Origin of the sequence: Streptococcus thermophilus (assembly GCF_010120595.1) — a bacterium.
GTDB classification, from domain to species: Bacteria; Bacillota; Bacilli; order Lactobacillales; family Streptococcaceae; genus Streptococcus; species Streptococcus thermophilus.
Window position 1 is genome coordinate 1,785,190 of record NZ_CP038020.1, and the last position, 11,781, is coordinate 1,796,970.

The window sequence follows — 11,781 nt, forward strand, 5'->3', positions numbered from 1 at the left end:
TCCTTTATGAAATTAAATATTCTAAAGCGATTGTTATCTAGAAATCTAACTGCTGAGATGAGAACCCAAATTAAATAATAACTCTAAAGGACTATCATAAAAAATACGTTTCATGATTGACTTTCACCTCTTTTTCTCCAATAAATCGTCCTTCGCTAATAGCCTTTACCTTCGGCATTTGATATAATTTTTCTCAGAGGTATTTTTATTTATGAAGAAACAAGCTTTTAGTTCTGAACAGTATTTGAATCTACAACGCGACCATATTTTAGAGCGTATTAACCAGTTTGACGGTAAGCTCTACTTGGAGTTTGGTGGAAAGATGTTGGAAGATTTCCACGCTGCCCGTGTCCTTCCTGGTTATGAGCCTGACAATAAAATCAAGCTCCTTCAAGAGTTCAAAGATCAGGTTGAAGTGGTCATTGCCATTAATGCTAGCAATATCGAGCACTCTAAGGCTCGTGGTGACCTTGGTATTTCTTACGACCAAGAGGTCCTTCGTCTGATTGATAAATTCAACGAGCTCAATATCTATGTAGGTTCTGTTGTTATTACGCAGTATTCAGGTCAACCTGCGGCTGACGCCTTCCATAACCAACTGGAAAAAAATGGCATCACGTCTTACATCCACTACCCTATCAAGGGCTATCCAACGGATATAAACCATATCATTTCTCCTGAAGGTATGGGAAGAAACGACTATATCAAGACTAGCCGTAACCTGATTGTCGTTACCGCACCTGGTCCTGGTTCTGGTAAATTAGCAACATGTTTGTCTAACATGTACCACGACCAAATCAATGGTATCAAATCAGGTTATGCTAAATTTGAAACATTCCCAGTTTGGAATTTGCCGCTTCATCACCCAGTTAACTTGGCCTATGAAGCTGCCACTGCCGACCTTGATGATGTCAATATGATTGACCCATTCCACTTGGAAACTTATGGCAAAACTACGGTAAACTACAACCGTGACATCGAGATTTTCCCAGTCCTCAAACGTATGCTTGAGCGCATCCTTGGTGAGTCACCTTACGCTTCACCTACGGATATGGGTGTTAACATGGTTGGTTTTGCCATTACGGATGATGAGGCAGCTAAAGAAGCCTCTAAACAAGAAATCATCCGTCGCTACTATCAAACCGTTCTTGATTTCAAAAATGAACGTGTGCCTGAGACTGCTGTCAAGAAGATTGAGTTGCTCATGAATGATCTTGGTATTACTCCTGAAGATCGCCAAGTGGTCGTTGCAGCACGCGCTAAGGCTGAAGAAACAGGTGGTTCTGCTCTTGCCCTCGAATTACCAAATGGTCAAATCATAACTGGTAAAAATTCTGAACTCTTTGGTCCAACTGCAGCTGCTTTGATTAATGCTATCAAGACTTCTGCAGGTATTGATAAGGATACTAAACTTATCGAGCCTGAAGTGGTTAAACCTATCCAAGGTCTGAAAATTGACCATCTGGGTAGCCGTAATCCTCGTCTACATTCCAACGAAATCCTCATTGCCTTGGCTATTACAGCTGCCAACAATGTGGATGCGGCACGTGCCATGGAGGAACTTGATAACCTTAAGGGGTCTGAAGCTCACTCAACTATAATCCTTACTGATGAAGATAAAAATGTTCTTCGTAAGCTTGGTATCAATGTCACATTCGATCCTTACTATCAATACGACAAATTGTACCGTAAGTGATAACTGACTATAAACATCAAAGACCTCAGTTTTAATAACTAGGGTCTTTTAAAAATGACTTTAGCTTGATAAAGAAAAAAGGGAAACTCTATCGAGTTCCCTTTTTGATAACTAATTTTTCGTCTCAACCCGTTCCTAATAAAAAGGGGTGGCCTAGCATTATTATGAAAAAAATGAGTTAAAGGTATCAAACAGAGGGCTAAGCCACTCCCGATTCTAATCAGCCTACGATTTCTAACTTGAGAAAAGGTAAGCTAAAAAGCAAAACTATAGTAGATAGAACAGCAACAAGTGGGAGGTAACGACCTCCAAAAAGGTAGAGAAGCAATGGAGCTATCGCTATCAAATGATTTAGAAAATTGCTAGTAACCCGAACGGTTTGTCCATCCTCCACAGTAATAGTGTTGGACTTGTAACCCAATTTACCAACACTCAATCGAGCTTTTGATGATGGTAGGGAAACAGTCACTGCTTCCACACCAGAAACCGTCCCGACAAGACTAGTGTCTACTCGAATGGGACTCTTTCTAGCCACCTTACTAGCTTCTATTGTAATACTAGCCACTAAGCATCTCCTTTTCCTATCTTCTACTTATAGTATACACTTTTTCGAAAAGCTTTCACAAGATAATCGACTATTAAATCAAGGTTCCTTTACAATTTTGTGCCTTTTCAAAAAGTATTGGATATCTTGATTGCTATATCACTATCCACTTTTCCTTCAAAAAATCAATTATTTTTGACAGGAAATCCGTTATAAGATATTAAGATATAATGTAACAACGTCGTTTACAACTAGTTGGTAATAATGTAAATATAGAAAAAAGGTTACATGAAATCATATAAAGGAATTCTCCTACTAACCGTAAGCATTGTTCTTACGGTCTACGTCTGGTTAGCAACGGGCATGACAAACTTCGTCACTCCCGGTCTAGCTTTAACAACCTTATCATGGACTTTTATGTTGGCAACACGATCACGACTTTTAGAAAACTCTTTAACGGAATTGAGAGAATGTACGCTATCCACAAATTTCTTGCCATCTTATCAGTTATTCTCCTTGTCTTCCACAACATCGGTATGGGGAGTCTATAGGGGTCCCGTCTAGCTGGTCAGCTAGGAAACCTTGACATTCATACTTTCTTGGCCATTGTAGTTCTGGCCTTTCTTGGTAAAAGTCTCAAATACGAGACTTGGCATTGGCTTCATCGGTTGGTTTACTTAGCCTATATTTTTGGTCTCTCCCATGTCTATTTGATTATAGTTTTTTTATTTCATTTTCAATCTCTTGGTCTTTCCATCTTATAGCCCTAATCCCAAACAGTTTTGATAGCAGGAGTATTTGAATTTGTATACTTGGTCAACTCTTGCCTCAAAGCATGGATATGAACATTGAGTGTATTGCTATCATCCACATATTCCTCTTGCCATACCGTCTCGTAAAGTTCCGTCTTTGAAAAGGCTCTCTCAGGATTGCTAGCCAATATCCATAGAAGTTCAAAGGATTTCACTGTCAATTCCAAAGATTGGTCCCCTATGTGAACCTCATGAGTCACATGGTAGATTACTAAGTCACCAAGATCGATCCGCTCTGTCTCACTTCAACGGCTAAGGCGACGTAAGATATTATTCACTCTTAAAACCAATTCGCGCAGGCTAAACGGTTTGGCTATGAAATCATATCCCCCCAAACTTAATCCATAAATCTTATCCTGCTCGCTTGTTTTAGCAGTTGTAAAGAGAAAGGGTTGATTAGGAGCAATATATTGAACCTCACTGATAAAATCATAACCGTTCATATTGGGCATCATGATATCTGTGATGATGACGTCAATAGATTTTTTTCTGAAAAGTTCTAATCCCTCCTTGCCATCATGAGCAACTAAAACATCGTATCCCGCCTGTAAAAAATAGCGGTTTTGAATATCTATCTCATCATCAACCAGCAAAATTGTCTTTTTCATCTGACGCTCCTTTGATAAAAACAGTGTTACACATAGTCAGTATAACACTATTTATTCTAATATTTAAATGATTTGAATCTTAATCTTCTCGTTTGGTTGTCAAACCTAAAAGTCCAACAAGACCTGCCAAGGCTAGACCAAACATACCAAGGCCAGCTGTAGCCGTTTGAGCTTTCCCAGTATTTGGTAGTATAGGTTGCCCATCATTTTTCTTAGTCTTAGCCATGGAATTATCTGTGGAATCAGCCATTCTCATCTCTGAAACATGGGCCTCTTTCGTCATATATTTAATTTTGTTCATTAAGTCTGACGTAGAAGAAGACATAGATATCTGATCTCCTTGAGGAGTTCTGGACATCATTTCTGATCCATGAAGTCGAATCGTTACTTGATGAGTAGCAACTAGATTGCTCAAGTCTGGTTTGCCATCTTTAGAACCATACACTTTGACAGTAGCTTGGTAAGTGTGAGTGCCATTGGCACGAAGTTGGTCTAGAAGGGCTTGTCCTTCTTTGCCTGTCGTGTTACCATTCAAATCTACTTCTTAGAAATATTGGCCTTTAGCCAAGCCTTTTGGAGGTGTTGATTGTATCTTTAGGTAAGTGGGGTTGGAATAAATATAAAACACATAAGGAATTAAAGGCAGAAGAAAAAAACGAAATAGAAACTATTAAGGAAACAAGTGCAAAGGATTATGCTGAAAATCTATTGAATGAAGCAGATAAAGATGATGAAATTGTCGATATTATCATTGATGAAGATGGTTCAATCATTACAGTTGATTTTAGTTAATCTAGTTAAAAAGCAACAACCACATAATATAGGTTGTTGCTTTTTTTAGTATATGTGATTTTCCAAAAGATGAATTTGAAGAATATTGTCGAGTTGGACTAATCTATACCCTTCATTAGTCTTTATTGATATTTCCTTACGAGACAGTTCTCTCACTTCACCAAATAAAGTAACTTTTTTATCTCTATGTTTGATAGTGAACTGCCCTTTAAGTTGGTTGGCATAGAGTTGAGAAAGTAATAAGAGTTTCTGAGGTTTACTTAAGTCTGTTGAGAAGTCAAAACGATTTTTAGCAGCATGTAATGATGAGGTATGTTCGGACAGAAAGAACCCCATCCACTTTTGCATCCCTGGATCCTGGTATTCTCTTGCTGCTTGAAATGGTAAATAGGAACGATCAATCATTTTAAACCATCCAATCCTCCAGCAGAATGTCCTCCTATAAGACTACTTCTGGCAATACTTCTCGATGCACCGTCAAGTGCATTAGCTTTTAGTAGAGAGGTAAAGCCAAATTGGTCTCTGATAGAATCTATTGCTGTCTGGAGCCTTTCTTCTTTTTCAATTTGTTCGACATCATCGAACAGTGAGATTAAATCAAAAGATTCATCTACAAAACCAGAATAATTAACCGCTACACTTCGGATTGCTCCTGAAGTGTATTTATTATGGAATAACTTCAACACATAGTTTGTCAGCTTGTTAGTGTTATTCGTTGGTTCAATTTTCATTTGAGTATTGATAGAACGTTTGTTTTCTTGCTTAGAGTAGCCAAGGTGTATAGAAACAACAGTCGCTTTTTTGCCTATCCTTCTCAGTCGGATAGCAACTTGCTCGGCCATCTCTCTAAGGACAATCTCAATATCACGTTGTCTAAAATAGTCTCTAGGGAGAACCTGGGAGTTGCCTAGACCTTTTGATTTGGGTTTATAGGATTTATGAACGTTACTTTCATCAATACCATTAGCATGAAACCATAAACGAAGGCCAGCTACTCCTAGTTCTTTCTTCAAGATATCTGGGTTAGCATTTGCCAAGTCTTTGATTGAATGGATACCTAATGTGTTGAAGCGTTTCTCCATTCTTTTACCGATACCCCAGAAATCCGTCATGTTTGGAATAGCCCATACTTTCTGCTCTACATCCTCATAGGACCAATTAGCCCTCATGGTTGGAGTTTTCTTTGCTTCATTATCAAGGGCAAGTTTAGCTAGTAAAGGGTTAGCGTTGGACATACCAACGGTTGAATAGATACCAGTTTGTCTCCAGATGTCTCTTTGGATCCTTGATGAAATAAGGTCGAGTTTTTGCTTTCGAGACAACTGCTTATCTGGAACGAAGTAATTAAGAGAACTAGATAGGTCAATAAAACCTTCATCTATAGAATAAGGGTAAATATCATTTGGGCTACCATAGTTTTGAAAAATGCCTTGGATTTCCATATTAACTGCGATATACTCGTCCATTCTGGGAGGAACGATGAAAGTCACTTTTGCCCAGTCTTCAATGAATCGCACGTATTCTGGATCTGTTCTCAGTCCTTGTTTCTTGGCATTGTAGTACGAGAACTTTCTTGTTTGAACATCAAAAGGGAGGTCGTATGCTCTTCCTACGTTTGATTTCCCAAATACTTTCTTAAATATCGGTGAAGAAGCTAGGATAAGACCTGCAGAGTTATCAGCTCTACTCATAACACATAGAGAAGTCTTTAGAGGATGTAGCCCTCTCTCAACACATTCTACGCTAGCATAGAAAGACTTCATATCAATAAAGGCAATATCACTGCGAGGTTCCCTAGTGTAATCAAAATATCCCATGTGTTACCTCTTTTGTTAGTTTATATACTAACAAAAGTATAGACTATTTTCGTGAGGTTTTCAAGTGTTACAGTGTTGCCAATAGTATTTGAGAGTAAAAAAACACCAATAACTGTGTAATTGGCGTTTTCAGTAGTCTTCTAATTCATTTTAAAAGGAGTATCGAGTTATAAGTAACTTATTTAGAACTTCCCATTGATGATGACTCGGTAGAGGCATTAGAGTTATTGCCTCCGTTGCTATTATCTAGGACATTGGCACCCAAGAGCGAATTATAACCATTTTCATCAACATAGCTATGGTATTCAGGATTTAACATTATATCATTTGATGATTCGGGAACCCCAGAATCTTGTTGTTGTGCAGGTGTTTTTGGGGTGCTTCCAGCTACAGTTCTGGTGTCACTATAAGCTGATTCACTAACGGTTGCTTGAGTAGAGTTTGAACTAGACGATGATGGTTTCGTAGAGGATGAGGTTTCCGTTTTTGAGGTGTTTTTGCTTGTGCTATCATCTTTAATCTCAATTAACTTCTCATATATTTTTTGCGTCAAAGCATTTTGTTGCGATGCCGTTAATGATGCTGCGACACGAATAACAACCGTTCCGTAAACATAGTGTGACCCAGGGTTGATGACAGTTGGAAGGCCATCGAAAGCACTTAAATAGTCATTTCGTTTTTTGGCATCTTCTGCAGTTTTATAGACTTCAACACACCCACCTGCATCCGTACCTTTTGCTACTAAATCAGCACCAGGAACTGGATTAGTTACTTCGTTGTCAGCGAAATAAACTGCTGCCGTATAACTTCCTTGCTTGTTTAAGCCTTGGTTTGGATCATTATCTTCTGTGGCTGACTGAACATCTGAAATCGTATCAATTTCCTTAAGACGACTTTCCACAAATGTATTGGAAGGATTTGTAATTTGTTTTAACTGCTTAACACTTGTTGAATACTTCTGGTTTTTATCTTTAAGTACTTTTATCTCTGTTGTGTAGTTAATTGGTTTTTTTAGTGATTTAACTTGTTTATTGATGTCGCTTGTTTTCTTTTTGATTTTAGGAATTACTTGTTTTTTCTTTTCAGCAGTTGAGACTTCGTTTTTTAACTCAACCGTCAGACTTTCGTCTAAGGGTTTATCTTTACTACTAAGTAGTTCCTTAGATACTTTGATTGTTTCCTCTATGCTACGGTTTTCTTTTTGAATTTTGGCTGTCACTTCATTAAATGACTGTACCGCTCTTTGATGTGGTGAAATTGCAAGTACATAGTACCCTATACCGAAACAAAATAGTACGATAAGAGAAATTATGGCACTTTTCTTTGTATTAATTCTTTTCATAAAATCAGATTTCATTTTTAATCTCCAAAAATCAAGTGTTCGTTACCTCAAATAGCTAACGGGGACTTCCTATTAAGTATTCTGTTTTTATTATACTTAAATATTCTCACATTTTAAAGTAGTCTTTTGATTATTATTCTAGAAAATTATTGGAGTTGAGAAGTGAAATGTTGCGCGTGGTATGCGATTCAATACAAAAAGGATAGCATATAGTGATGTTATCCTTAGTTCATTCAATGTTTATTGTGCAGGTCTCAAGGTTGCTGCTACTGTTCTAATAGAACTTTGTGTAAGTTCAACTTGTCTTTCTTCATCTGTGATTACACGAGGTTTTGGAAAGTTTTCGATAGTCTTTTCATGTTCTTTGGCTTATTTTTTGGCTTGTTCAAGTCGTTGGTGTTGGGCTTCTGGGCCCCAGTCTTTTTCTGCAGCAATCTCAGAGAGCATAAAGGCACTATATCGATATGCTTCTGGAACAATCGTCTGAATTTGTTCTTTAGTGAAGCGGTCTCCCTCACTATAATCGACGACATCCCAAATTAGTCCACCATTGCCATCTTCTCGTGCTGCAAGGAAGTGTTCGCATCCGATAGGATTTGAGAGATTGATCATAAAGAGTTCTTCAGACCATTCTCCAGTCATTACAGCATCAATGAATGTTTTATATTCATCGTCCGAGGCAAAATTTAGATGCCCATCCTTTTCAGCTTTTTGAGCTTCACATAATACCTCAAAACGTTCTTGGGTACCATTTATCTAACCCCCCAGCCAACGAAATGATGAAATCATTATCATAGGTAATTGCCTTATTAACAGCCGAACTGCATAAGAACAATGAGACAACCATCAGAACCGCAAAAAGTAGTTTTTTAGGCATAGTCATCCCCTCCTAATTCCATTCCCACCACTATTATACCATTTAAACAATTTCAACCCGAAAGAAACCTAGTGTATAATAACCGTTCTTTATATCGCCTATGATACCTCTCAAAATTCAAAGAGCCAGGAAAAATCCTGACTCTTTATTTGAGTTATTACTTATATTTCTGTTTGATTTCACGCATCCATTTTTGAAGAACAGGACCTAATTTCATATTAAGCATCAACTTATTGCCTGCAAAGGTATTGGTAGCTTTATCAGGATCCAATGTTTTAGAGATATCATCACGAAATGGAATCTCTTCTGGCTTGATAAGACTGTACTCTTTAAGCGACTTACTAAGTAAATCAGCATCAATCCCCCACTCGGACGCAAATGCTTTAACTTCTTTGAATTGTTGTTTGTCCTGCCAATCCTGAAAGGCTTCATCAAAATTGCTAGTAGCCGGAATGTGACCACCTCGTAATTCTTCATTAACAAAACGTTTCAAAGACTCAGCCTTTTCATGTTCCCCAAGGTTACTCAACTCTTGGATTTGCTCTTGAATTAAGACCAAATTATTATCATTGATTACAATATAACCACCTTCTGTTGTCGTCTTATTTCCAATTAACTCTAGGATGCTCTGAGCATCAATGACTTGAAATCCTTGAAGTTTAGTTCTCCCTTGTAATTCTCTAATGACTTCCTCTTCTGGTCCATCTCCACCTCTAGGGAAAAGGTTTCTATAAGCACCTATATACTGAAGCCACTTATGCTCATCAAGGCCAAAACGCTTATTATCCCAGACAAATTCATAATATTGTTTAACAACATTTAACTGTTTAGCAGCTTCTTCGAATGCTGCTTTAAATCGTTTTTTGCCGTCTTCATCGTCACGTAGGTCTATCCATCGTGTTGGGTCTGAAAGTTCTTGGATGAGATTAACCATTCGCTTATTCAGTTCATCGACAGCATCCTCATACTTAGCAACGATAACTTTACTATTATTACCCCCGCTACCATAAAGTTCAAGGGCAGCCCTAACAAGCTCTTGTGTCATTCTTGGATATTGGAAATTAATAATCGTTCCGAATTCTTTAGAAGAACCAAAAACACGATTTGTTCTAGAATAAGCCTGAATCAAGCCTTGAAGTTCAAGACGTCTATCAACATAAAGGGTGTTAATACGTTTTGAGTCATAACCTGTTAGTAATTGGTCAGCAACAATAAGAATATCGATATTCTTAGGGTTTCTACCACTGCCCCCACGTTTCATACGGTCTGTTACATCTTCAAAGTAGGCTGCTTCACCATGAGTCTTATTACCAGGAACAAAGGAAATACCAGTAAAACTAGCATAATCTTCAAACATCTCATCAACGACTTCTTGAGCAATATTATCTGGATCATTCTCGTTTCCAAAGCTAAACGTCATGGCGACATTGGGTTTAGCTTCACCATCTTTAAATTTCTCAGCAATTTGTTTCTTAAATTCATGGTAATAAGCAATTACACGCTCTTTATATGCAGCCGTGAGGATTGCATTAAACTCTCCGTTTTGAGACTGTTCCTGCCAACCATCTAGCACTTCTTCAACTACTCGTGGAATATGAGTCTCATCTTGGTAGATTAAGATACCTTCTTCTGCAGCCTTGCTTTCAACCTCCAAATCATCCCACTGATAGACCTCTCGTGCGATGGCTTTCTCACCTTTTTCTGGGTGTTGCTCAGATAAGGTCTCAATCAGTTGCTCACGGAGTTCATCATAATTTCTAAACTCGCCTGTATTGATGTAATCAACATGAAAACCTAAGACATTACCGTCCGCAATCGCTTCATCGATAGTGTATTGATGGAGCAAGGGGCCAAAGAGCTTTTCAGTCGTATTAATGAGCTCGCTACGTTCATTGACTTTACCTTTAGCCTTATTTTCATCAAACAAGGGTGTCCCGGTAAAACCAAAGAACAAACCATTTTGAAAGAAATACTCTTTAATTTTAGCCATCATACCACCCATAGTTGTCCGATGGGCCTCATCAATAATAAAGATTATTTTCTTCTCTTTTAGGCTATCATCCTGTCCTTTAACAAGACTTTCAACGAGGTTATATAGTTTAAAGGTTGTTGTAACAACAATCCCACTCTTAGCAGACATCAATTGTCTTCTAAGTTGATAGGTGCTTTTTGTATCATCCACATTTACCGATTCATAAACAGAATAAGCCTTAAAAGCTTCTGAAGTTTGGTCGTCAAGATCACGTCTATCTAATAAGAAGACTACCTTATCATACTCCGTTCGAGTGGCTAAAACCTGAGCTGTCTTAAAACTTGTGATGGTTTTTCCTGAACCAGTTGTATGCCAGACAAAACCACCGTGCGGTATACTATCATTTGGCGAGCCAAAAACGGCCTTTTCAATGGCTTGTAACGCGTGGACTTGATAAGGTCGCATCAACATATGACGGCGATTTTCTTCAAATTTATCTTCATTTATTATCAAATAATCCCCAACCATTTGATGGGCCATAGGAATCTTTAAGAAATGTTCAATGACCTCTCGATAATCAGTCAGAATACGATGACCCAAGAACTTACCATCAACTTGACTTTTTCTCACAAGCGACCAGTGGAATACAAAAGCAGGGTTGAAATCGTTGAGTGTTTTAGGTGTCGCAAAGTAACGTGTTTCAATCTCACTTGTCACAACCATCATTTGTGAAAATGCCATGAAGTTATTGGTATATTCACCATCACGATAATAACGCTTAAATTGTCCAAAGGCTTCGTCTAATGTTTTATCCGTACGTTTTTGCTCAATATTAATTAATGGCAGTCCATTAATTAATAGGACAATATCAAATCGGTTATTATAGTCAGTCTGTACTTCACGCGCAATTTGATAATTAGAGTCTCCACCACTAACTTGAGCCTTTCTCAGAATCGTTAGGGTGATTTGTCGTCTAGTAACATCTGGGTGACTGTCACGATAGATACCGTCGATTTTACCCGTTGAACCTTCCATTGATAGGATCTTTGCGGCTTCATAACTATTTGATATCTGTTTGACCTTCGCCATAACCTGCTGGAACTCATTATCCGTCAAGGCAACACCCTCTAAGATGTCCGCATTGATACGATTTAGTTCATCACGCCAGTTATTAATAAGGTCTTGAACAGTTACTTTATGTATATTACCATTAAGTTTATCGGGAGCTTGCCACCTAAACTTCGTTAATTCTTTTACGAAATTTTCCTGAAATGCCTTTTCTGAAGCATTTTTGGGTGTATTACTCATAGGTGTCCTTTCT

At 38.0% G+C, this 11,781-nt stretch carries 9 protein-coding genes and 3 pseudogenes; 3 read left to right on the forward strand and 9 right to left on the reverse strand.

The annotated features are described in order from the left end of the window. Nucleotides 1–211 precede the first annotated feature (211 nt). Complete coding sequence (locus E3C75_RS09395) at nucleotides 212–1,696, forward strand: DUF1846 domain-containing protein (protein WP_111679652.1); 1,485 nt, start codon at nucleotides 212–214, stop codon at nucleotides 1,694–1,696. 220 nt (nucleotides 1,697–1,916) lie between these two features. On the opposite strand, the gene E3C75_RS09400 is transcribed toward E3C75_RS09395, so the two are convergent. After that, a complete protein-coding gene (locus E3C75_RS09400) occupies nucleotides 1,917–2,261 on the reverse strand; it encodes a hypothetical protein (RefSeq protein WP_011681366.1) in 345 nt (114 codons plus the stop codon). A gap of 267 nt (nucleotides 2,262–2,528) precedes the next feature. Between E3C75_RS09400 and E3C75_RS12325 the strand changes: the two are divergent. After that, nucleotides 2,529–2,959, forward strand: a pseudogene (locus E3C75_RS12325) (ferredoxin reductase family protein); the annotation flags it as partial. 47 nt (nucleotides 2,960–3,006) lie between these two features. Here the strand turns inward: E3C75_RS12325 and E3C75_RS09410 are convergent. Together E3C75_RS09410 and E3C75_RS09415 are read right to left on the reverse strand one after the other, a co-directional pair. Continuing rightward, nucleotides 3,007–3,660, reverse strand: a pseudogene (locus E3C75_RS09410) (response regulator transcription factor). Between the two features lie 79 nt (nucleotides 3,661–3,739). Then, nucleotides 3,740–4,240, reverse strand: a pseudogene (locus tag E3C75_RS09415) (SSURE domain-containing protein); the annotation flags it as partial. On the opposite strand from E3C75_RS09415, the gene E3C75_RS09420 reads away from it, so the two are divergent. After that, nucleotides 4,240–4,452 (forward strand): hypothetical protein, encoded by a 213-nt coding sequence (locus E3C75_RS09420; protein WP_223899728.1) that lies wholly within the window; start codon nucleotides 4,240–4,242, stop codon nucleotides 4,450–4,452. The pseudogene E3C75_RS09415 and the gene E3C75_RS09420 sit on opposite strands and share 1 nt — an antisense overlap. A 45-nt stretch (nucleotides 4,453–4,497) precedes the next feature. Here the strand turns inward: E3C75_RS09420 and E3C75_RS09425 are convergent, their stop codons facing one another. The 6 genes from E3C75_RS09425 to E3C75_RS09450 form a co-directional block, all read right to left on the reverse strand. Then, nucleotides 4,498–4,857 (reverse strand): hypothetical protein, encoded by a 360-nt coding sequence (locus tag E3C75_RS09425; protein ID WP_084826059.1) that lies wholly within the window; start codon nucleotides 4,855–4,857, stop codon nucleotides 4,498–4,500. Then, nucleotides 4,854–6,269, reverse strand: coding sequence for a Y-family DNA polymerase (locus tag E3C75_RS09430; RefSeq protein ID WP_111679654.1), 1,416 nt, complete (start codon nucleotides 6,267–6,269; stop codon nucleotides 4,854–4,856). The genes E3C75_RS09425 and E3C75_RS09430 overlap by 4 nt, the downstream gene beginning before the upstream one ends. A gap of 178 nt (nucleotides 6,270–6,447) precedes the next feature. Then, nucleotides 6,448–7,626, reverse strand: a complete 1,179-nt coding sequence (locus E3C75_RS09435; RefSeq protein ID WP_223899727.1) for a hypothetical protein — start codon at nucleotides 7,624–7,626, stop codon at nucleotides 6,448–6,450. Between the two features lie 354 nt (nucleotides 7,627–7,980). After that, nucleotides 7,981–8,253 (reverse strand): hypothetical protein, encoded by a 273-nt coding sequence (locus E3C75_RS11840; protein ID WP_223899726.1) that lies wholly within the window; start codon nucleotides 8,251–8,253, stop codon nucleotides 7,981–7,983. An 88-nt stretch (nucleotides 8,254–8,341) separates the two neighbouring features. After that, the gene (locus tag E3C75_RS09445; RefSeq protein ID WP_162173386.1) at nucleotides 8,342–8,488 is read right to left on the reverse strand and encodes a hypothetical protein; all 147 of its coding nucleotides are present in this window, start codon (nucleotides 8,486–8,488) and stop codon (nucleotides 8,342–8,344) included. Between the two features lie 157 nt (nucleotides 8,489–8,645). Continuing rightward, nucleotides 8,646–11,768 (reverse strand): type I restriction endonuclease subunit R, EcoR124 family, encoded by a 3,123-nt coding sequence (locus E3C75_RS09450; protein WP_111679655.1) that lies wholly within the window; start codon nucleotides 11,766–11,768, stop codon nucleotides 8,646–8,648. Between the last annotated feature and the right edge of the window lie 13 nt (nucleotides 11,769–11,781).

Excerpts from the sequence above, each read along its gene's own strand:
- E3C75_RS09430 (WP_111679654.1), bottom strand. The coding sequence starts at position 6,269 with ATGGGATATTTTGATTACACTAGGGAACCTCGCAGTGATATTGCCTTT.
- E3C75_RS11840 (WP_223899726.1), bottom strand. The coding sequence starts at position 8,253 with ATGACTGGAGAATGGTCTGAAGAACTCTTTATGATCAATCTCTCAAAT.
- E3C75_RS09435 (WP_223899727.1), bottom strand. The coding sequence starts at position 7,626 with ATGAAATCTGATTTTATGAAAAGAATTAATACAAAGAAAAGTGCCATA.
- E3C75_RS09395 (WP_111679652.1), top strand. The coding sequence starts at position 212 with ATGAAGAAACAAGCTTTTAGTTCTGAACAGTATTTGAATCTACAACGC.
- E3C75_RS09450 (WP_111679655.1), bottom strand. The coding sequence starts at position 11,768 with ATGAGTAATACACCCAAAAATGCTTCAGAAAAGGCATTTCAGGAAAAT.
- E3C75_RS09445 (WP_162173386.1), bottom strand. The coding sequence starts at position 8,488 with ATGCCTAAAAAACTACTTTTTGCGGTTCTGATGGTTGTCTCATTGTTC.
- E3C75_RS09425 (WP_084826059.1), bottom strand. The coding sequence starts at position 4,857 with ATGATTGATCGTTCCTATTTACCATTTCAAGCAGCAAGAGAATACCAG.